The sequence below is a fragment of the Rhizobium sp. RCC_161_2 genome (assembly GCF_041355235.1).
Classification (GTDB): Bacteria; Pseudomonadota; Alphaproteobacteria; order Rhizobiales; family Rhizobiaceae; genus Rhizobium.
The window spans coordinates 319,016-340,114 of record NZ_JBFUPL010000008.1; the positions used below are offsets into that span (position 1 = coordinate 319,016).

At 60.7% G+C, this 21,099-nt stretch carries 24 protein-coding genes; 7 read left to right on the forward strand and 17 right to left on the reverse strand.

Annotation, left to right across the window (positions count from 1 at the left end; all coding sequences use genetic code 11):
• Positions 1 to 299: 299 nt before the first annotated feature.
• Positions 300 to 2,243, forward strand: a complete 1,944-nt coding sequence (locus AB6803_RS21665) for a glycosyl transferase (protein WP_371110812.1) — start codon at positions 300 to 302, stop codon at positions 2,241 to 2,243.
• Between the two features lie 70 nt (positions 2,244 to 2,313).
• Here the strand turns inward: AB6803_RS21665 and fliP are convergent, their stop codons facing one another.
• The 13 genes from fliP to flgF all read right to left on the reverse strand — a co-directional run bounded on the left by fliP (position 2,314) and on the right by flgF (position 11,355).
• Positions 2,314 to 3,072 (reverse strand): flagellar type III secretion system pore protein FliP, encoded by a 759-nt coding sequence (gene fliP / locus AB6803_RS21670; RefSeq protein ID WP_371110813.1) that lies wholly within the window; start codon positions 3,070 to 3,072, stop codon positions 2,314 to 2,316.
• Entirely contained in the window at positions 3,069 to 3,563 is a 495-nt protein-coding gene (locus AB6803_RS21675; RefSeq protein ID WP_371110814.1) for a flagellar basal body-associated FliL family protein, read from the reverse strand. The genes fliP and AB6803_RS21675 overlap by 4 nt, the downstream gene beginning before the upstream one ends.
• A gap of 45 nt (positions 3,564 to 3,608) precedes the next feature.
• A complete protein-coding gene (gene flgH / locus AB6803_RS21680) occupies positions 3,609 to 4,325 on the reverse strand; it encodes a flagellar basal body L-ring protein FlgH (protein WP_371110815.1) in 717 nt (238 codons plus the stop codon).
• Positions 4,322 to 4,861 (reverse strand): MotE family protein, encoded by a 540-nt coding sequence (locus tag AB6803_RS21685; RefSeq protein ID WP_371110816.1) that lies wholly within the window; start codon positions 4,859 to 4,861, stop codon positions 4,322 to 4,324. The genes flgH and AB6803_RS21685 overlap by 4 nt, the downstream gene beginning before the upstream one ends.
• Complete coding sequence (locus AB6803_RS21690) at positions 4,858 to 5,976, reverse strand: flagellar basal body P-ring protein FlgI (protein ID WP_371110817.1); 1,119 nt, start codon at positions 5,974 to 5,976, stop codon at positions 4,858 to 4,860. The genes AB6803_RS21685 and AB6803_RS21690 overlap by 4 nt, the downstream gene beginning before the upstream one ends.
• Entirely contained in the window at positions 5,973 to 6,458 is a 486-nt protein-coding gene (gene flgA / locus AB6803_RS21695; protein WP_371110818.1) for a flagellar basal body P-ring formation chaperone FlgA, read from the reverse strand. The genes AB6803_RS21690 and flgA overlap by 4 nt, the downstream gene beginning before the upstream one ends.
• A gap of 33 nt (positions 6,459 to 6,491) precedes the next feature.
• A complete protein-coding gene (gene flgG / locus AB6803_RS21700) occupies positions 6,492 to 7,280 on the reverse strand; it encodes a flagellar basal-body rod protein FlgG (RefSeq protein WP_371110820.1) in 789 nt (262 codons plus the stop codon).
• A gap of 98 nt (positions 7,281 to 7,378) precedes the next feature.
• Complete coding sequence (locus tag AB6803_RS21705; protein WP_371110856.1) at positions 7,379 to 7,729, reverse strand: flagellar hook-basal body complex protein FliE; 351 nt, start codon at positions 7,727 to 7,729, stop codon at positions 7,379 to 7,381.
• Positions 7,729 to 8,145, reverse strand: a complete 417-nt coding sequence (gene flgC / locus AB6803_RS21710; RefSeq protein ID WP_007695748.1) for a flagellar basal body rod protein FlgC — start codon at positions 8,143 to 8,145, stop codon at positions 7,729 to 7,731. Before flgC ends, AB6803_RS21705 begins: the two co-directional genes overlap by 1 nt.
• Positions 8,146 to 8,161: 16 nt before the next feature.
• Positions 8,162 to 8,554: a flagellar basal body rod protein FlgB gene (gene flgB, locus AB6803_RS21715; RefSeq protein WP_371110821.1), complete on the reverse strand. Its 393-nt coding sequence runs from the start codon at positions 8,552 to 8,554 to the stop codon at positions 8,162 to 8,164.
• Between the two features lie 118 nt (positions 8,555 to 8,672).
• Positions 8,673 to 9,218, reverse strand: coding sequence for a flagellar protein (locus tag AB6803_RS21720; RefSeq protein WP_371110822.1), 546 nt, complete (start codon positions 9,216 to 9,218; stop codon positions 8,673 to 8,675).
• 1 nt (position 9,219) lies between these two features.
• Complete coding sequence (gene fliI / locus AB6803_RS21725) at positions 9,220 to 10,608, reverse strand: flagellar protein export ATPase FliI (protein WP_371110823.1); 1,389 nt, start codon at positions 10,606 to 10,608, stop codon at positions 9,220 to 9,222.
• Between the two features lie 12 nt (positions 10,609 to 10,620).
• Entirely contained in the window at positions 10,621 to 11,355 is a 735-nt protein-coding gene (flgF, locus tag AB6803_RS21730) for a flagellar basal-body rod protein FlgF (RefSeq protein WP_371110824.1), read from the reverse strand.
• Positions 11,356 to 11,584: 229 nt separating this feature from the next.
• On the opposite strand from flgF, the gene motA reads away from it, so the two are divergent.
• From motA to AB6803_RS21760, 6 genes are all read left to right on the forward strand, one after another.
• Positions 11,585 to 12,457, forward strand: a complete 873-nt coding sequence (gene motA, locus AB6803_RS21735; protein ID WP_007695731.1) for a flagellar motor stator protein MotA — start codon at positions 11,585 to 11,587, stop codon at positions 12,455 to 12,457.
• A 2-nt stretch (positions 12,458 to 12,459) separates the two neighbouring features.
• Positions 12,460 to 13,407: a FliM/FliN family flagellar motor switch protein gene (locus AB6803_RS21740; protein WP_371110857.1), complete on the forward strand. Its 948-nt coding sequence runs from the start codon at positions 12,460 to 12,462 to the stop codon at positions 13,405 to 13,407.
• A gap of 64 nt (positions 13,408 to 13,471) precedes the next feature.
• Positions 13,472 to 14,011: a flagellar motor switch protein FliN gene (gene fliN, locus AB6803_RS21745; RefSeq protein WP_371110825.1), complete on the forward strand. Its 540-nt coding sequence runs from the start codon at positions 13,472 to 13,474 to the stop codon at positions 14,009 to 14,011.
• Between the two features lie 124 nt (positions 14,012 to 14,135).
• On the forward strand, positions 14,136 to 15,179 hold the full coding sequence (gene fliG / locus AB6803_RS21750) for a flagellar motor switch protein FliG (RefSeq protein ID WP_371110826.1): 1,044 nt from the start codon (positions 14,136 to 14,138) through the stop codon (positions 15,177 to 15,179).
• 93 nt (positions 15,180 to 15,272) lie between these two features.
• The gene (gene flhB / locus AB6803_RS21755) at positions 15,273 to 16,349 is read left to right on the forward strand and encodes a flagellar biosynthesis protein FlhB (protein ID WP_371110827.1); all 1,077 of its coding nucleotides are present in this window, start codon (positions 15,273 to 15,275) and stop codon (positions 16,347 to 16,349) included.
• A gap of 4 nt (positions 16,350 to 16,353) precedes the next feature.
• On the forward strand, positions 16,354 to 16,791 hold the full coding sequence (locus AB6803_RS21760) for a hypothetical protein (protein ID WP_371110828.1): 438 nt from the start codon (positions 16,354 to 16,356) through the stop codon (positions 16,789 to 16,791).
• Between the two features lie 58 nt (positions 16,792 to 16,849).
• Here the strand turns inward: AB6803_RS21760 and visR are convergent, their stop codons facing one another.
• The 4 genes from visR to AB6803_RS21780 form a co-directional block, all read right to left on the reverse strand.
• Entirely contained in the window at positions 16,850 to 17,596 is a 747-nt protein-coding gene (gene visR / locus AB6803_RS21765; protein WP_371110829.1) for a transcriptional regulator VisR, read from the reverse strand.
• 11 nt (positions 17,597 to 17,607) lie between these two features.
• Positions 17,608 to 18,345, reverse strand: a complete 738-nt coding sequence (gene visN, locus AB6803_RS21770) for a transcriptional regulator VisN (RefSeq protein WP_371110830.1) — start codon at positions 18,343 to 18,345, stop codon at positions 17,608 to 17,610.
• Positions 18,346 to 18,852: 507 nt separating this feature from the next.
• Positions 18,853 to 20,532, reverse strand: coding sequence for a flagellar basal-body MS-ring/collar protein FliF (gene fliF / locus AB6803_RS21775; protein WP_371110831.1), 1,680 nt, complete (start codon positions 20,530 to 20,532; stop codon positions 18,853 to 18,855).
• Positions 20,533 to 20,698: 166 nt separating this feature from the next.
• Positions 20,699 to 21,088, reverse strand: coding sequence for a hypothetical protein (locus tag AB6803_RS21780; protein WP_371110832.1), 390 nt, complete (start codon positions 21,086 to 21,088; stop codon positions 20,699 to 20,701).
• Between the last annotated feature and the right edge of the window lie 11 nt (positions 21,089 to 21,099).

The window sequence follows — 21,099 nt, forward strand, 5'->3', positions numbered from 1 at the left end:
GACATACCGGACTTCGAATACCGGCGATGACGGAGCGGCTTCATGCTCCTCGGCCCCATTTCCTAGGGGGCCAAACCCGTCATGTCACGAGTAAGCTCGCATCCATTGCTTGCGAATTCCTTAAATCCGGGGGGCACGGCAACGGATGTCCTCAACGTAGCTAACAGCGCGTAAACGAGCGGTTAAATCGCCGCTTCGGTTTCAGGCAAGCTACGCGCGCGATGATCCGGCGAATCCATGATGACGGTCCTCGGCCTCCAGCCGGCGCCTGTTCAACATTTCGCTCGGAGTTCTCGCTCGTGACTATCAAAAACGCCTTTGTGACAGCGTCCAATCTCTACCAGAAGGGGCAGTATACGCGCGCGCTCGAAACGTTGAACGAGCTGCTCAACAGCGATACATCGCCGAAGACCTACGCGCTGCTGGCAAAGACGCTGCTCAAACTCGGCTTCACATCGGATGCCGCCAAGGCCTATGAACTGGCGGGCAGGCAAAAGCCCCATCGCGAGGACTATCTGCGCGAAGCCCTGCTGCTGCATGCCGATTGCGGCAATGAGGACCAGGCGCTATCGATCGGCAGCCTGATCCTGCCGCTGGCCTTCAAGGATCCGGAGCTGGCCTATGCCCTCGTCCGCATTTTCCTGGGTCGCCAGCAAAAGGAGCTGCTGACCGGCTTCAAGACCGTGCTGGTCGACGGGCCCGAGCTCAGGCACCGGCTGTTGGCCGCGAAACTGCTGACCGACAACCTTTACGACGAAAGCAATCGGCACATCGTCGCGACGCTGTTCAAGAACCATCCCGACAACATCGTCTTCCGCACGCTTTACCTGATCTTCGCGCGCGAAGTGTCCGATCTCGCGATGGTCGACAAGCATATGGCACCCGTCAAGACCTCGCTGGCCGCGGGCAATCTCGACCATGTCACGCCGGACAACCCCTTCTTCCACCTGCATTGGTGCGGTGACGAAGCGATCAACAAATTCGCCATCCACGACACGCTACCGCTGCCCGCCGGACATGCCGAGGCCCGCCGCAAGGCGCCGCATGCATGGGCCGACAAGATCCGAATCGGCTATCTTTCCTCGGACTTCTGGCCGGGCCACGCAACCATGAAGCTCCTGCAGCGCATATTGGAGCTGCACGACCGGAACAGGTTCGAGATCACCCTCTTCGACCATTCGTCATTGGCGTCGCAGCGAGAGGAAGAGTTCGATTATTCGAGATGGGGGGCGATGGTCGATATCCGCAGCCTCACCGATCAGGCGGCGGCCGAAGTCATTCGCGCCCGCGGCATCGATATCCTCGTCGACCTCAAGGGACATACCAAGGACAGCCGCGCGCGCATCCTCAACCATATGGCCGCGCCGATCCAGACGTCATGGCTCGGCTTTCCCGGTTCCACCGTCAATATCGATCTCGACTACATCATCGGCGATCCATACGTGTTGCCGGAACAGTCCAAGCCGCATTTCCACGAAAAGTTCTGCCGGATGCCCGAAAGCTATCAGCCGAACGACCCGATCTACCGTCCGAAGCCGCGGCCGACGACCCGCGCGCAGCACGGGCTGCCGGAAGACGCCTTCGTCTTCGCCTCGTTCAACGGCAACCGCAAGATCACCTCGCAGATGGTCGATGTCTGGTGCAACATCCTGAAGCGCACGAAGAACAGCGTGCTCTGGCTGCTGTGTAATGGCCCGCGCGCCGAGGCCAATCTCTGGGGACGCCTGGAGGCGCGCGGCGTCAATCGCAAGCGCGTCGTCTTCACCACCCGTATTCGCTACGAAGACCATATCGATCGCCAGCAGCTTGCCGACCTCGGTCTCGACACCTTCCCGGTCAACGGCCACACGACCACCTCGGAGCAGCTCTGGGGCGGTTTGCCGGTGCTGACGATGAAGGGTACCAACTTTGCCTCGCGCGTCAGCGAAAGCCTGCTTAACGCCATTGGCGTGCCCGAACTGGTCGCCGCCGATGTCCAGGCCTATGAGGACATGGCCGTGGAATTTGCCGGAGAGCCAGAGCGCGCCGCCAGGCTCAAGGATGTGCTGACCGCCAATCGCTATATCAAGCCGCTCTTCGACGCCGAGCGCTTCACCAGCCATCTGGAGACGGCCTACGAGATGATGGTCGAGCGCGCCAAGCAGGGCCTCGCTCTGGATCACATAGATGTGCCGGCGCTGCCCGTACGCACCGAACCGTTCCTGGTCGGGGACGGGAACGGGGCGGCGATCGCCGCCGAATAGGAATGTCTGGTCGTCGGGCATTGCCCGATGACCTAATTCCACCGGCTCTGTATCCCTGGGCTTTAGCTTGTCAGTGGAAAGAGCGCACGAGACTGCCGACCAGCAGGTTCCAGCCGTCGATCAGCACGAAGAACAGAATCTTGAAGGGCAGCGAAATCGATGTCGGCGGCAGCATCATCATGCCCATCGCCATGACGATGGTCGAGACGATCAGGTCGATGACCAGAAACGGCAACACGACCAGAAAGCCGATTTCAAAGCCGCGACGGATCTCCGAAATCATGAAGGCCGGAATCAGGACGCGATAATCTATCTTGTTGTCGATCACCACCGTCTGCCCGCGCTCCTGCGCGAGATCGACGAAGAGCTTGATGTCCTTGTCGCGCGTGTTGTTCGCCATGAAGGTGCGGAAAGGCTCGGCGATGCGCATCACGGCATCCGCCTCCGAGATCTGATTGGCCAGCAGCGGCTGCGCGCCGTCCTTCCAGGCCTGATCGAAGGTCGGCGACATGACGTAGAAGGTCATGAACAGCGCCAGGCTGAGCAGAATCATGTTCGACGGCGTGGTAGAGAGGCCCATGCCCGAGCGCAGGATCGAAAACGCGATGATGAAGCGCGGAAAGCTCGTCACCATGATGAGGATGCCGGGCGCGATCGACAGGATGGTCAACAGCCCGAAGGTGCGGATGATCCAGGCCGCGACCGACCCGTTCACCGGGGCGTTCAGGAGATCCGTCGGAATCTGTTGCGACAATTGCTGCGCCATCGCCAGTTCAGGCGACAATATAGCAAATACTAATGTAGATAAAATAAGTAATAATCGAATCATTCGATCACGAAAGTCCTGAACATGACTTTCGATACGCGTCCTTCCGAGCGCAGGTCAACACGTTCCTGCAGGTCATCCCGAAGATATTGAAGTCCACGCGGGCCTTCGATCTGCTGCAGCGACACGGTGCGGACATAGGTCAGGATATCTTCATGGATGGCCTGGGCGAGCTGCGCGTCCGGCTGGCCCTTGAACACCAAGGCGATTTCCAGCCTGATCCAGTTTTGCGACGGATAGCCCAGATTGGTGATGATCGGATCGAGCTGGAGGATATTGCTCGTGTCCATCGGGGCTATCAGCTGCTTTTCGCCGTCAGCCGTCGAGGTGGAAGCCTGCACGGCGGCCGTTGCCGCCTTGATTTTCGGCGCGACGATGGTGCCGAGAAACCAGCCGCCGCCGCCGCCGAGGATCGTCAGGGCGAGCAGCCCGACGATCGTCATGACCAGCGGCGATCCCTTGCTGTTTGCCGATGCGTCTGCGGCTTCTGCCATGTCTGTTATCCGCCCGTTCCAAAAATGCCGTGTGCTGTCCGACCGTCAGAGCGGCGACAGCAGATCGACCGCCTGTTGACCGACCGGCGGCTGCTGAATTTCCGTCAGGCGGCCACGGCCACCATAGGAGATGCGCGCCTCGGCGATCTTGTCGTAGGAAATCGTGTTTTCCGCGGTGACGTCCTGCGGCCGCACGATACCGGCGACATTGAGAATGCGGATTTCCTGGTTCATGCGGACTTCCTGCGAGCCGCTGATCATCAGGTTGCCGTTCTCGAGAATGCCGGTCACGACGGCGGCGACGAGCAGGTTGATCTGCTCGGAACGCTGCATCTTGCCCTTGCTGTCGGTGCTGGTATCGGAGCCCGAGGTTGCGTCGGCGTTGGTGGCAGGCTTCCAGCCAAAAATCTTGGCCGAAATATCCCAGTTCATGTCGCTCTTGTTCGTGCGATTGCGATTGGTCTCGTTGTCCCAGTTCGCCTTGTCATTGATCTGGATCGTAACCGTCAGAATGTCGCCGACGTTGAGCGCGCGGGCGTCCTTGAAAAGGGCTGCCTGCGAATCGTTCCATAGCGAATAGCCCTGCGCGACCTGGTGCGGCCGCTTCGGATACTGCGACATTTGCGGCGTCTGCGCATATTGCAGGCCGCTGCCGATGGGGCTCATGGCGGGCGCCCGGCCGAGTTCCTTGAGAGCCTGCGGCGACTGGCAGCCGGCGAGTAAGGCGAGGATCGCGCAGGTGGCCGTAAGACGCATGTTCATGAAGGGTCCTTAGACTTCGATGTATTCGGATCGGACGCGCTGGCCATGATGTTGGTGACGGCTGCCGCCTTCTGCACATCCATTTCCGCCAAAACGAGACTCGCCTGGCGCGGCGAGAGTTTCATGATGATCGCCGCTGCTATGGTGACCTTGACCCCGTCAAGGCTCGCCGCCGCCGCATCCGGCTTCATGTTCTTGTAAACGTCGACCAGACCGGCATCGGCGCTTTTCAGAAAGTCGTCGCGACGCTTCAGCCAGTCTTCATATTCCGCCTTGCGCTGGTCCATGGTGGCGATGCGCTGGTTGATGTCGGCCTGCAGTTTTTCAAGCTCCTGCTTTTGCAGCAGGTAGCGCTGGTCGCGGGCCGGATCGGCTATATTGGTGCAGAACTGCCGGATTTCGTCCTGGCTGGAGGCCGGATCGACGACCGGTTTCGGCGCTTCCTGCGCCGCCACGGCACAGACCGACAACAGCTGGGCAGCCATGGCCGCCGAGTAGGAGATCAGCATTTTGCGGATGATGGCGTTCGATGTCATTGCAGGACGAGCTCCGCTTGCAGGGCGCCAGCCGATTTGATGCCTTGCAGGATGGCTATGATGCCGTCCGGCTTGACGCCGATATTGTTCAGGCCGGAGACCAGTGTCTTCAGGTCAGGCCCCTGGAGCATGGCAACGCCGCCGCCGCTCTTCGTCGCCGTGATATCCGTCTGGTCCTGGATGGCCGTCTGGCCGTCGGAAAAGGGCTCTGGCTGGATCACCTGTGGATTTTCGCTGACCTGGACCGTCAGGGTGCCGTAGCTGACGGCGACCGGCGAGACGCGGACATCGGCGCCGATGACGATCGTTCCTGTGCGTTCATTGATGACCACCTTGGCCGGCGTATCGGTCTGGACGTCGAGATTTTCGATATCCGCCATCAACCGCGTCAGGTCCGCCATCTTCGGCTTGCTGAGTGCGACCTCCTGCGAATCCTTGGCTTCGGCGATCGGCGCGCCGAAGCGCGAGGTCGCCCAGGCATTGACGGTGTCGGCAATGCGGACCGAGGTGGAAAAATCAGGATTGCGCAGCTGCAGGACAAGGTTGACCGAGTCCTTGAAACGCGACGGCAGCTCGCGTTCGATGATGGCACCGCCCGGCACGCGGCCGGCGGTGGTAGTGCCCTCGGTAACGCTGGCGGCCGCCCCCTGCGCCTGGAAGCCCGAAACGATGACGGAACCCTGGGCCACGGCATAGATCTGCCCGTCGGCGCCGCTGAGCGAGGTCATGATCAGCGTGCCGCCGCGAAGCGAGGTCGCGTCGCCCAGTGAACTCACCGTGACGTCGATGCGGCTGCCGGGACTGGCGAAGGGCGGCAGATTGGCCGTGACCATCACAGCGGCGGTATTCTTGGCGGCGGACTGGCCGCCCTGCGTCGAGATACCGAGGTTTTGCAGCATCGCGCGCATGGACTGCTCGGTGAAGGGCGAGGAGCGCAAGCCGTCGCCGGACCCCTGCAGACCGACGATCAGGCCGTAGCCGATCAACTGGTTGTCGCGGCCGGCCTGCAGCGAGGCAATATCCTTGATGCGCGATTGCATCGCAAGCGCCGGATCGGAGACGATCAGGCTGGGCAATGCCATCAGGGCCGCGAGAAAAAGACGAAGGCTTCTCATTTCGAGACCACGCGGATCGTACCGTTTTCGAGGACCGTGCCGTTGACAATGATGCCGGAATCCAGATTGCGGGCGCGCACGCTGTCGCCGACCGCACCGTCGTCCAGCGGTGTCCCGGCCGCGGTGATCGTCATGCTGCCCATGCTCATCACCAGCCGGGCGTTCGAGCCGCGCGTCACCGCGAAGGGCTGGCGCAGAGCGGAGATCGAGATGGTCCGGCCGGGCAGAAGCGTGCGCTTGGAGACCCTGCCCGTCACGTCTCGGATCGTCCTGGCGTAGTCGCCGCTCAGGTTCGGATTGGTGACATCAACTTCTTCGAGCTGGCCGCTACCGATGATATCGCCGGGATAAATGACCTCGGTCGGCACGACGGCGGTACCCATGCTGGTTCCATCGACACCCGTTGCGCCGGCGGTGAAAGCCGGCACGAACATGACGGACAGGCCTGCTGCGGCGAGCCAGGCCATTGCTAAGCTTTTCATCCGGCGAAACCTCATGTTCGGCCCGTCCCTCTGTTACTTCAGGTTTTTGCTGACGATCTGCGCCATGTCGTCGGCGGTGGTGATGACCTTGGAATTCATCTCGTAGGCGCGCTGCGCCGTGATCAGGTCGGTGATTTCCTTGACCGGATCGACGTTCGACGATTCCAGGTAGTTCTGCTTCATGTAAGCGAAGCCGTTCTCGTTCGGATCGGAAACCACCGGATCGCCTGAGGCCGGCGTCTGGGTGAAGAGGTTGCTTCCCATCGGCTGCAGACCGGCTTCGTTGACGAAATTGGCGATCTGCAACTGGCCGAGAACGGTCGGCGTGGTCGCCGTGCCGACCGTTGCCGAGACCTGGCCGGATTCGTTGATGACGAGGTTGCTGGCATTGTTCGGGATCGTGATGCCGGGTTCGAGCACATTGCCGTCCGCGGTAACGATCTGGCCGGTGTCGCTCTTGTTGAACGATCCGGCGCGCGTATAGGCCGTCGTACCATCCGGCATCTGGATCTGGAACCAGCCACGGCCGACCAGCGCAACATCGAGCTCGTTCTGCGTCTGCGACAACTCGCCTTGGATCTGGATGTTGCGCACGGCCGTCGTCTGCACGCCGAGGCCGATATTGGCACCTTCCGGCACCACCGCCTGGTTCGGCCTGTTGGCGATGCCCTTAGCGCGCTCGGTCTGATACAGAAGGTCCGAGAACTCGGCGCGGGAACGCTTGTAGCCCGTCGTGTTGATGTTCGCGATGTTGTTCGCGATCACTTCGAGATTGGTCTGCTGGGCGTCCATGCCCGTCGCGGCAATAGCGAGCGCTCTCATGTTTTCGTCCTTCGGTCTGGAGCGTGATCCCGGAAGCCGCCGAGCGGCTTTGGAACAGGAACACGCCAAGTCATATAGTTGGAGCGGAGCAATCCGCCCTAGATCTGCATTTTCGTAATATCGAGGAAGGCGGAGACCATCTTGTCGCGCAGCGCGATCGCCGTCTGCAGTGTCTGGTCCGCCTGCATAACCTTGTCGACCACTTCGCGAGTGCTCATCGTGCCCTTGATGCCGGCAAAGGAGGCGTTTTCAGCTTCCTTCAACGTGCTGACCGTATTTTTCGCCACATCGGACATAACCGAGGCGAAACTGCCCACCGCGGAGCTTCCGATTGCCGTTTCCGGCGTCGATGCGATCGCGTTGGAGACGGTGGAGCTCAAATCCGTGGCGATGCCGCCAAGACCGCGGGTTGCCGAGAGGGATGAGACATTTTTGATAGCGTCAATCATCATGAATTCTTCAAAAGATCGATGGTGGAGGAGATGAGGTCACGCGCCTGCCGGACCGTCTGCAGATTGGCCTCGTAGGAGCGATTGGCCTCACGCATGTCGGCCATTTCGACAAGGATGTTGACGTTGGGCATCTTGACGTAGCCCTTTTGGTCCGCCGCCGGATTGTCCGGGTCGTATTGCTCGACGAACTTGCCGGTGTCCTCGCCCATCTTCTTTACCCCGACCGTGGTCACGCCGTTGGCCCGATCGAGTTCGGCGCCGAAGGTCACCGTCTTGCGGCGATAGGGATCGGCACCCGGCGTATCGCCCGTCGAACGGGCATTGGCGATATTTTCGGAGACGACGCGCAGGCGGGTCGACTGAGCCTCCAGGCCGGAGCCCGCAATCTTCAATGCGGCAGATAAGGGATCCATGACATCTTCACTTCATCTATTGTTTTACGGTCATCAACATCATGCGATGAAAGGAGCTGACGAGTGCGGTGTTCAAGCTGTACTGGCGCTTGATCTCGCCCGATTTGGCGAGCTCGTCTTCCAGGCCGACGGTGTTACCCGATTCCTGGACACCAATTTCCTGATTGAGCGACGCTTCCTCGACGTTGATGTCGCCGCTCTGACTGAATTCGTTGCCGGAGAGATGCGCCGGATTGGTCTTCGCCATGCCGACATTCTGGTTGTCGAGAATGGCCTGGAACGGCGTTACGTCCTTGGCGCGGAACTTCGGGGTATTGGCATTGGCGATGTTGCCGGCAACAACCTCCTGGCGCGTCTGAAGCCACTCGGCTTGCCGCGAGGCCAGGTCAAAGAGTTGAATGGGTTGCATGGGCTTCTCTCCGTTCTTACACCAGGGACACTAGAGGGATAATCTTGCGTGGGACTTGCGGTGGTCGCGTTCTTGCGGAAGTCTTTGAAAAGCCCGGCATGCGGGCGATTTCGAGCATTTATTCATGGCTGTAGACGTCGCCGGTGGAGGTGACGATCACCCATTTTCCGTCCCGCTGTTCGATCGTCGCCAGCCGGCTGTTATCAGGCAGCAGCGAGCCGACGCGCACGACAAACATGCCGGTGTCGTCCTCGATCAGCGCCCGGCCGTTTGCGACGTGCAGCAGATGGAAGGGTGACTTGCCGGGGAAAGGCTGATCTTCCGCCGGCGGGCCCTTGTCGTCCTCGCGCCCGACATTGCTGACCGTCGCCGTCGTCAACGGATCGGGGATCATATCCTTCGGCTCGCTCGGATTCTTGTTGACCATGGCAAGCGGCGATACGCTGACAACCTCGCGCCCCGGCCAGTTCGGCAGATCCCGCGTCCGATCGCCCTCGGCAACCTGAATGCCGAACTTGTCCGGGTTCAGGAACACATACCAAGGGAAAAAGGCCGAGATGCCGGCCAACATCAGGCCCGTGCAAGCCAGCGCTTTGTCGGTGACGGTCCGCTTTCTCGCCAGCTTCGGCGGAGCGACCGGCTCGTCTGCATCGGATTCTCTCACGTCAGCCTCTCTTTGCCGGTGTGGTCGCGACCGCGCCGTTCTTCAGGGCGGTCGCCAGATCGGTGAAGGCGTCGGCGGAGGGCCGCTCGCCGGGGGTCTGCTTCAAGATCTCGTAGATGATCGGTACCTGGCGGACGGCGATATCGAGATCCGCGTCGGCGCCCTGGCGGTATCCGCCGATCAGGCGCAGGTCGCGCGTTTCCTCGTATCGGTGCACGAGCGCCTTCAGGCGCGATACCAGCTTTTCCTGATCCGGCGTCCAGGCCTTGCGCGCCAGACGCGAGACCGAGGCTAGCGGGTCGATCGGCGGATAGCGTCCCTCCTCCGCGAGCGAGCGCTGCAGGACGATGTGACCGTCGAGAATGCCGCGAGTGGAATCGGCGATCGGGTCATTGTGATTGTCGCCGTCAACGAGGATGGAAATGATCGCGGTGATCGTGCCCGTGCCTTCCGGCCCCGGCCCCGCGCGCTCCAGAAGACGCGGCAACTCGGTAAAGACGGACGCCGGATAGCCGCGCGCGATCGGCGGTTCGCCGGATGCGGTCGCAACCTCGCGGATGGCGTGGGCAAAGCGCGTGACGCTGTCGACGATCAACAGCACATTGTCGCCCTGGTCGCGGAAATGCTCGGCGATGGTGATCGCCGACAGCGGCGCCATCTTGCGCAGCATCGGGCTCTCGTCGCTGGTCGCAACGACGGCGACCGACTTCTGCATGTGGGAGCCGAGCGTATCCTCGATGAATTCGCGGACTTCGCGGCCGCGCTCGCCGACCAGCGCGATCACCACCTTGTCGAAGGCATCGGCGCGGGCGAGCATCGATAGCAGCGTCGATTTGCCGACGCCGGAGCCAGCGAAGATGCCGAGACGCTGGCCGAGGCAGAGCGGTGAGAAGATATCGATGGCGCGCACGCCGGTCTTGAAGCCGGTCTCGACGCGCTTACGCGTCATGGAGGGCGGCGCGGTGTTGGAGATCGAGCGCGGCTGCGTGCCCGCCGTCAGCGGCCCCAGACCGTCGATCGGCTCGCCCAGCGAATTGATGGTGCGCCCGCACCAGCTTTCCGATGGCGCGATGCGGAAGGCGCCCTTGCGGATGACGGTGTCATGAATACCGATCGGCTCGCCCGGCTCGATCGGACAGACATAGGTCAATTCCGGTTCGACACGCACGACCTCGCCGAGATGGATGCCGGTCGCCGAACGATGGGCGACAAACTCGCCGAGGCGCACATGCCTGGAGAGACCGGCAACCGTGTAGTGCCCGGCCGCGATGGTGCGCACATGGCCGCCATGGGCGACCGCGTTTTCCGCCATCGCATATTGCTCCGCCAGGGCCGCCATATGCGAAAGCTTCGGCGACAATGCGCTCGCCGGCATCCCGTCCTCGAACATGATCCGCCCCTCTTACTGGCTGCCGCCTAGGGTCTTGATCGCGTCCGTGAGCGTGCCTTCGCTGCTGTTGGTGAGCGACGTGATATTGTCAAAGGCGCGGCTGACCTCGATCAGCTCGGTCATTTCCCGCAGGCCGTTGACGTTGGAATTTTCGAGATAGCCCTGGGCAACACCGACGGAGGAGCGATCGATCACCGGCTGCGGCGTGTCCGTGGGCAGTACGCCGCTATTGTTGTAGCGCAGGAAACCCTTGCTGACGTCGGAGTTATAAAGCCCGATCTGGCCGACTTGCTTGCCGTTCTGCGTGATCGTGCCATTCGAGGCGACGCTCGGCGCGCCGCCGGTCGGGTCGAGCTGGATCGGCGCGCCACCAGGATCGAGGACGGGATAGCCGCGTGCAGAGACCAGGGCGCCGCTGTCCGTCATCGTAAAGCGGCCGTCGCGCGTCAGCACCAGGCCGGCCGGCGTATTGAGGCCGAACCAGGCTTCGCCCTTGACGGCAAAATCGAGGAGATTGCCAGTGTTCTGCAATTCACCATTGCTGGTGGAGAGATAATCATTGCCCTGCGAGACGAAGGCGACCTTGGCGTTGAGTTTGTTTTCGGTGTTGCTGAGCACCTGATTGAACTTGACCTCTGTGCCACGAAAACCGGTGGTGTTCACATTGGCCATGTTGTCGGCGACCGTTGTCAGGCGCCGCTCGAGCGCCAACTGCGATGACAACGACACATAAATACCAGACTGCATTTTCAACGCCCTCCGGACATTGGAGAATAACGGGACAGGAAACGCCCGATAGCGCGGCGTTCCAACATGTCGTTAGCCGGGCATAGATGCCCTTAGCCGTTACTGTGCCGACATTGGCTTGTGCGAGGCTGACACGACAAAAGGCCCGCTGACTGACGTGCCGAACAGCCTCACGCAAGGCAGGTTTCCTAGTTGATTTGAGGAAGCAACGTTCAGGTGTGGACCGGCGATGAATATTATTATCGGATTTGTAGTGACCTGCGGCTGCATCATTGGCAGCTTCATGGCGATGGGTGGGGATGTGAACGCGCTGTTCCAGCCCTTCGAATTTGTCATCATCGCGGGCGCGGGCATCGGCGGCTTCATCATGGCCAATCCGATGAAGGTCCTGAAGGACTCCGGCAAGGCGCTGGGCGAAGCCTTCAGGCATGCGGTTCCAAAGGAGCGCGACTATCTCGACACCCTCGGCGTGCTTTACGCACTGATGCGAGACCTGCGCACCAAGTCGCGCAACGAGATCGAAGCCCATATCGACAATCCGGACGAATCAGTGATCTTCCAGGCCGCCCCGACGGTGCTGAAGAACCGGGACCTGACGGCCTTCATCTGCGATTACGTCCGCCTCATCATCATCGGCAATGCCCGCTCGCACGAGATCGAGGCGCTGATGGACGAGGAAATCAACACCATCCAGCACGACAAGATGAAGCCCTATCATGCGATCACGATCATGGGGGATTCCTTCCCGGCCATCGGCATCGTCGCCGCTGTCCTCGGCGTCATCAAGGCCATGAGCCATATCAACGAATCGCCTGAGGTTCTGGGGCACTTGATCGGCTCCGCACTGGTCGGCACCTTCCTCGGCATCATCCTGTCCTACTCCGTTTGCGCGCCGCTGGTGTCGCAGATCAAGATCGTGCGCAACAAGCAGCATCGTCTCTACGTGATCGTGAAGCAGACACTGCTGGCCTACATGAACGGCTCCGTGCCGCAGGTGGCGCTCGAATACGGCCGTAAGACAATCTCTTCCTATGAGCGGCCGTCCATCGACGCGGTCGAGCAGGAAATGATGAACCCCGGCGGTGAGAGCAAGGCAGCCTGACGATCATGAGCCAGCAATCAACGCACCCAAAACAGACGATGGATCCCGTCCTCTTCGCCAAGCTGACCGGCGGCCTTGGCGACCCGGCGACGCTTGCAAAGCTGGGCACGGCCTTCGGCCAGGTCTATGCCGAATTCCTCCCTGACGTCATCAAGAGCGAAACCGGCCTTGAGGTTTCCGTCGGCTATGCCGGCTGCCGGTCGGGCCTGATGAGCGAACTTATCACCGGTATCGGCAGCAATTGCACGCTGGTGAACGGCTCCCTGCGCAACTGGTCGCAAAAATTCGTGCTCGGCTGTGGCACCGGTTTCGTGATGACCTTGATGGAGCACATGCTGGGCGCATCGCCCGAGACCATCGATGCCCCGGTCGCGCGGCCGCTTTCGGTGATCGAGCTCGACCTCTCCGTCATGGTGTTCGACAAGATCGCCAATGTGTTGCGCTCGACCGTCAACGCGCCGGGCGGTTTCGAACCTTATCTGGATCCGCCTTACAATATCGAGGATCGCCCGAGACCGGCTGCCGGCCAGACCGACGATTTCGCCGCCGCCATCGTAATGACGATCGCGCTCGGCAAGACCGTTTCGGAAATCATCATCATCGTTCCTCAATATGAGCTTCTACGGACCGTGGTCAGCGCGCCGCGGGCGAAGAACCCATCCTCCTCATCGAACGCATGGGCAGAGCAACTCAGCGAGCAGGTACGCCGCTCGCAGGTGACGCTCGAAGCCCGCATCCGGCTGCAATCGCTGACGCTCAACACGATTTCCCGGCTCGCCGTCGGCGATGTCATTCCCTTCATGGATACGAGCGACGTCCAGGTCGAGGTCAGCGCCAACAGCAAGGACCTCTATGTCTGCGAATTCGGCCGTTCCGGCGAGAATTACACAGTGCGTGTCAAGGACACCGTGAATTCCGACGACGAGCTTCTTCGACACCTGATGAATTGACCGGCCGGGGCGCGGCCCGCGCCCACGGCAGCTTGAGGCAAGTTTCAACTGGAATAGTGATTTCATGGCTACGAAGACAACACAGAAAAGCAGCGAGGATTCGCTGGAAATCGCAAGCAGCGACGCTGCATTGGACGAGGCTATCGATGGCCTGCGCGGCGTCCTGAAGAAGGACACCGACGGCGTCGCGCCGGATTTCGATCTCGACGCGTTCGGTGCCGAGCCGAACACCGGTCTTTCGGCTTTCGGCGATGAATTCGGTGGCAATGACACGGGCTCCGCCTTCGGTGCCGGCGACTTCGGCGGCCCCTCCGCCTTTGCCGAGCCGGCCGCTCCCGGCAGCGCGCTCAGCGCCAATCTCGACCTGATCATGGATATCCCGATCGACGTCCAGATCGTGCTCGGCAGCAGCCGCATGCAGGTTTCCGGCCTGATGAACCTGACCGAGGGCGCGATCATCGCCCTCGACAAGAAGATCGGCGAACCGGTCGAAATTACCGTGAACGGCCGCTGCATCGGCCGGGGCGAGATTACCGTACTGGAGCATGACGACACCCGCTTCGGCATCAAGCTGATCGAGCTGTCCAGCAACAAGGCGAAATGAGTCATTTCATTCCGTTTATTTGATTTTGCATACTATTCCCGAAGATCATTTCGGGATCGGGCAATGAAAGCCTGATTTCTTTTTCAGAATAGCCCACTCCCTGTTCGGGACGGAGATGAAGACCATGATGGACTTTGACGATTTCAGCGGCGCCCTTGCCGAGAAACCGTTGTCTCAGGCCGAGAAGGCCGCAGCCGTTCTTCTTGCCATGGGAAAACAGGTGGCGGGACGGCTGCTGAAATATTTCACGCAGCATGAATTGCAGCTCATCATTGCCTCGGCGCAATCGCTGCGGCTCATTCCGCCCGACGAACTGGCGCAGCTCGTGGCGGAATTCGAAGACCTCTTCACCGAGGGCGCCGGCCTGATGGACAATGCCAAGGCGATCGAGAGCATCCTCGAGGAAGGTTTGACGCCCGACGAGGTCGACAGCCTGCTCGGCCGGCGCACGGCCTTCCAGGCCTACGAGGCCTCGATCTGGGATCGCCTCGGCGAAGCGGATCCGGCCTTCGTTGCCAAGTTCTTCCTGCGCGAACACCCGCAGACTATCGCCTATGTGCTGTCGATGATGCCGTCCTCCTTCGGCGCCAAGATCCTCCTGCAGCTGCCGGAGGCGCAGCGCGCCGACATCATGAACCGCACGGTCAATCTCAAGGATGTCAGCCCGAAAGCGGCACAGATCATCGAGAACCGGGTCCAGGGCCTGATGACGGAGATCGAAGCCGAACGCAACGCCGCCGGCTCGACCAAGGTAGCGGAGCTGATGAACGAGCTCGACAAGCCGCAGGTCGATACGCTGCTGACGTCGCTGGAAACGCTGAGCAAGGAATCGGTCGACAAGGTCCGCCCGAAGATCTTCCTCTTCGACGACCTCATGCTCATGCCGCAACAGAGCCGTGTCCTCCTGCTCAACGACATCGCCTCGGATATCATCACCATGGCGCTGCGCGGCTCGACCATGGACATCCGCGAAATCGTGCTCGCATCGATCAGCCCACGCCAGCGCCGCATGATCGAATCCGATCTGCAGGTGCCCAGCAACGGCGTCAACGCACGTGAAATCGCCATCGCCCGGCGTGCGATCGCACAGGAAGCCATCCGGCTTTCCAATTCCGGCCAGATCGAGCTCAAGGCGAAGGAGATGACACCTGTGGAGAAAGCCGCGTAAGTTCGACGCGACTCACCTGAATCGTCCTAGAGTGTTCAAAACAGGGCCGCGTATGTTGCGCGGCCTCTTTCCGTTTCGCGAAGGACGGCTGCTTTGGCTGACGAAGACAAGGACAGTAAAACAGAGAAACCGACGGAGAAAAAACTCCGCGATACGATGGAGAAGGGCAATGTGCCCCACTCCAGGGAAGCAACGATCTTTGCCTCCATGCTTGCGACCGTCATCTACGTCACCTTCTTCCTGCCGGAGCGCGTGGGACGCATGGGCGAGGTGTTGCGCGACCTCTTCGAAAAGCCCGATCAGTGGCAGCTGGAAACGGGGTCGGACGCCCTTTCGCTGTTTACGCGGATCGGATGGGAAGTCGGCAATCTGCTGCTGCCAGCCATCGTCCTGTTCTTCCTCTTCGGCATCGGCTCATCCATGTTCCAGAACCTGCCGACACCGGTTCTCGACCGCATACAGCCAAAATTTTCGCGCATATCGCCCGTTTCAGGCTGGAACCGCCTCTTCAGCACATCGGGCCTCGTGGAATTCGGCAAGTCGCTCGCCAAGATCGTGGTGGTCGGCATCATCATGTTCTTCGTACTGCGCGGCCAGTTCTTCCACGCAATCGATTCGCTTGCTTCCGATCCGCAGACGATCTTCGTTCGGTTGTCGACCATCGTCCAGCGGATCCTGACCATCGTGCTACTGGCAACCGCGATCGTCGGCATCGCCGACGTGGCGTGGAGCCGCCACCATTGGTTCGACCAGCTGAAGATGACCAAGCAGGAGATCAAGGACGAGTTCAAGCAGTCGCAGGGCGATCCGATCGTCAAATCGCGCCAGCGTTCGGTCGCCCGCGATCGCGCCCGCCGGCGAATGATGAAGCAGGTGCCGCGCGCAACCCTTGTTATCGCCAATCCGACGCATTTCGCCGTGGCGTTGCGCTATGTCCGGGAAGAAGGCGACGCGCCCGTCGTCGTTGCTAAGGGTCAGGACCTCATCGCGCTGAAGATCAGGGAGATCGCCGAGGCAAACGGTATCCCGGTTTTCGAGGATCCGCCGCTTGCACGCTCCATGTTTGCGCAAGTCTCGGTCGATAGTGTCATCCCGTCAGTATTTTACAAGGCCGTCGCAGAGCTAATCCATCGGATCTACGCACAGTCGAATAGAACACGGGTACGATAATCAAATGAAAAAATCCCCCTACTCTGCTCAACGTGAACGCATTCTCGCTGAGGCCATCAGCCCGGTCGCCAGCGAATTACGGCTCCTCGACGCCGCCGATCTGATTTCGCTGTTGCGATTCGAACGCTACGGCAATCTCGCGGACCTCGTCGCTTCGGCGGCCGAGCTCTATTTCCTTCCCGGCATCGTCAATTTCGGACTCGGCGGCGATTACAAGCTCGACTGGAGCGGCCCGGCGGAGGTGACCATCGACCTCGAAATCAAGCCGCGCGGCGTCACCATCTATGCCAAGCTCGCGCTTGCCGACCATCACGCCGGCATCGAGATCAACCATATCGCCTTTGAGAAAGCATCCGCCGATCCGGACGAGAACACCGCGCTTCTCGCCCGCAGCCTCAAGGATGCCCGCTATGCGATCGGCAGCGCGACGCATGCGGCCTGAGGACGCCCGAATCATTCTGGAATTGACGATATGACGATCCGGCTGAGGAGTGTCGGCGTCAGCTGATATAACCGAAGCGGATCGCCTTCGCGATCGCCTGGATGCGATTGACGCTGTCGAGCTTGATCGTCGCCGAACCGAGATAGGCGTTGACGGTGTGCACCGACAAACCGAGCTTTTCGGCGATTTCCTCACTAATCCGGCCATCGCCGGCCAGTTGCAGGCAGGCGATCTCGCGTTCGCTCAGCGCTTCGGCGGCCGGTGAGCGGCGTTCATCGAGCGACAGAAGCTCCATCATGATCTGGCAGCTACGGCCATGCAGTTCGACGATCATGTCGCTCGCCAGATCCATGAACTTCGCGGTGAAGATGATATAGCCATTGCCGACCGAGCCCAGACGCACCGGAAAAGCGACCCCCGCATAGGGCAGGAGATGCGGTTTCAGGCGCTGGGTGAAAGCGGCAAAATCCGGCGTCTCGGCCGTGCTGTCGCTATCGCGGCCGTTCCACATCAACGGCAGCAGCGACTTCTCGATATGCTCGATCATCGCCTCGCCATAGGCCTCGACAAAGGCCTTGTTCATGACGGGATTGGCCGAGCCCCAGTTCTCCAGTTCGCAGACCAGGCGTTGCTTGCTCGGCAGGCCGGAGCCGCTGAGGCGATAGACCGCGAAATTCTGTGCGTCGATCAATTTCTGCATCGACACCAGCTTCGGGAAGAGATCGGAACGACCGGAGATCCGATGCGAACGGCTAAGCTTGGTCTCGCCCGACATGTCCGTCGCCTTGTCCGGCTGATATCGCATTCAATGGGCCTTCAAACCAGGTTGTTTCTGACGGCAAAAGCGATCGCTTCGGATCGCGTTTTCGTCGCGGTCTTGCGCATGACGCTGGTGATGTAGTTGTTGATGGTATTGCGCGAGATGCCGAGGATCATGGCGATCTCATCGCTGGTCTTGCCTTCGGCAATCCAGAACAGACATTCCAGCTCGCGCTCCGTCAAGTCGAAATCGCGCTCCAGCTTGCCTTCGACGCTGCGGGTGAAGCTGGCGAAATAACCCGCCAGCAGCCCAACATCGCGCAACCGCTCCGCCGACAGCAACAGGCTGTCGCGGGCCAGCAGCATCAGCGAGAACCGCGTGCGCCCGACATTGAAGGTCAGCGCGCAATAGTGACGGCTGACGCCTTCCGGCGGCTCGACATCATCCGGCAGGAAGGCAAAAATCGGCTGGAACAGCGACATGGATTTCTCCACCTCGCCCGTGCGGCCATAGCCGCTCGTCAGTTCGGAAGCCAGGCGCCGGACAAGATCGAAGGGCCAATCCGAGGACACGACGAAATCAAGCCCGCTCTCCTGGATCAGGTCGGAGCGCGCCAGGAGATAATGGGAGGCTCCGACATAGTCGGTCAGCACGCGCAGGCCGGATTGGAGATAGGCCGGTCCCGCGACGGCGGTCAGTTGCAGAATGAGCTGATCGCGCGACATGGCGTTGGAAGGGGCGGCTGCTCGCGCATCCTTATCGCCCTTGCTCGCCTGCGATATCTGCATGTCCATTTTCTGCGTTTCCTGCCACTGTCTGACGATCAGACGTCAACGAGAGCATTGTTCGGTCTGGACCCTGCGCATAACCTCGAAAATCGACATCGATTTTCAGAAAGCTATCCACGCCAACTTAAATTACGGCCACGCCTCATGCGTATCCGCACGGCGCTAACATGAATTCCACTTTGGCAATTGCATTGGCGCATATCGCCAAAAACACAATCAACAAACTGATTTCCCCGCGTCCCGGCGTCTTCAATCTTTGAACTCACCAAACTTGGATTTCACAGTCCGATTCGCACCGATTCGGTACCATTGCGGACAGGTGATCCGACTGTAAGTCGATTCTTTCTACCCAGCAATGAAATTTCCGGTCTTCCGCTTGCTTGGCAACACATCATACAGCCTGATTTCGTGACGTTGACGTGCGGTCAATATCGGCGAAATCCAGGATTGCGATGTCGCGCCCGTGCACGCCCCCATCACGCGTAAGACCGGGATCTCTCCCGGTCTTTTTTGTCAGGCGGCCTTGTCGACGGCCCATTTTCTGAGGATCTTGGCGGCCCGCTCCTCGCTGATCTCCACCATGCGCGCGAGGCGGCGCTCCGGGCCCTCCTTGACGCGGCGATTGAAGGTGCCGCTGTCCTCGCCCATCGTCAGCAGGTCGTCGGTGCTGTCGAAGCCGAAATCCGAACCGAAACCGTCCATCAGCGCGGCGCCGGGTCCGCCGACCGCGGCGGGCGCGAAATCCGGCAGTTCCAGGCCGGCCGCATCCGGCAGGGCCGTGCCGTTGGCTCCGCCGCTCAGCGAGCGGATCAGCGGGCGGAAGCCCATCCAGACGATGAGGACGGCGACCGCGACGAAGGCGAGCGAATTGATGATGCCAGCCATGTTGCGGCTCAGAACATCCATGACGCCGAGACCCGAAGCAGTGTCGTCGAGCAGCTGGGCGTCGAGGAAATCCATCGCATTGACGGTCACCACGTCGCCGCGGCTGGGATCGACGCCAGCGGCGGTTGCGACGATCTTCTGCATCTCGGCAATATAGGCGTCAACCTTCGCCTGGTCGGCCGGCTGCCCGACCATCTGGGCGATGCGGCCCTTGTTGACCACCACCGCGACCGACAGCTTTTCGATCTTGTAGCTGTTGCGGGTCGTCGCGATCGTCTTGCTGTTGATCTCGTAGTTGGTCTGCTCTTCACGCTTGTCGGTCTGGTCGTTCGATGTCGGCCCGTTGCCGCCGGCCTGTGGCGCTGCCTGCGGAATGTTCTGCTCGACGGTTGCCGCCGTGTCCGACTGGCGCTGCTGCGACTTCTGCGCTTCCTTGGTGGTGCGCACCGAGCGCTCGACCTTCGATTCCGGATCGTAGGTGGTTTCCTGCACCTGCTGGCTGTCGGTGTTGAGCTGGGCCGTCACGCTGGAACGGAAATTGTCCATGCCGAGGAAGGGTGCCAGCGCCTTGTCGATATTCGATGAGACTTCGCTCTGAACATTCTGCACGATGCCGAGATTGCGGTTCAGCGCGCCGTTGCTCGGATCGTCGCCGGAGGCGAGCAACTGTCCGGTGGAATCAAGGATCGTGACATCGTCGACCTCAAGGCCCGGAACGGCGGAGGCGACGAGGTGGCGGATAGCCTGGGCCGCTTTGCGCGCCGCTTCGGCGTTGGCCCGGATCATGACCGAAGCCGTCGGCTTCTGATCCGCCTTCCGGAAATTGCCGACATCCTGCATGACGATATGGACGCGCGCCGCGCTGATGCCGGAGATCGAGGTGATCGTGCGGCCGATTTCGCCTTCCAGCGCGCGGACGCGGGTTACTTCCTGCATGAAGGAGGTCAGGCCGAGCGAACCGACATTGTCGAAGAGTTCATAACCGGCATTGGTGCTGTTCGGCAGGCCGCGCTCGGCGAGAAGCGCGCGGGCCTTGCCCGTCATGCCGGTCGGCACGGTCAGGCTGGTGCCATCCGTTCCCACCTGGAAATTGATGTTGGCTTCGGCAAGCGCAATGCTGATCTGATTGAGATCGGTCGCATCCAGGCCGACATAAAGCGTCTCCTGGGCGGGCTTGTTGACGTAAAGGGCTGCAAACAGGACCAACGCCACGGACAAAATGCCCACGCCGGCGAGAGTCAGCAACCGCGTCCTCCCGAGATTCTGCAGATTCCTGAACAAGGGAACTAATTGATTTAACAGATTCATTCTGTTCTCGCACGATTCGTCAAAGACCTGATGGCTTTGTGCCCTGCAGCGAAGATAGGAATCGAAACTTGTGCGAGCGTTTCGTCCGGCAGGGAAAACGAGGGAAGTCGAAAAAAGCTATCTCAAAAACTGTAAGAAAAACAATATCGAGTACCGAAGCTTGCCGTCAGAAGAAATCGAAATCACCGGCAGCCTTGGCGAGCGGCTGGGAATGGCCATGACGGCCGCTGCCGCTAAGCGCCTTCTGCATCTCGCTAAGCTTCACCAGGCTCAACGCCGTCGCGACATCGACCATCCAGCCATCGGGCATGTCGCCGGTGATAGTGTCGATGAATTCGGCGATGCCGCGCGTCTTCTGCACGGCGAGATCGATGCCCTGCATGACCTTCATCGCATCAGGCGATTCCAGCACGTTGACGCCGCTGAGATCGAGCAATTGCGGCTCGATGCGCTCGATCAGGTAGGCGATGTCGTGCAATTCCGCCACGATCCGCAACAGGATGGAGGGGAGCGCCTCCTGCATGGCGGTCGTATTGGCGCGCTGGATATTGGTCATCGGGTCGTCCT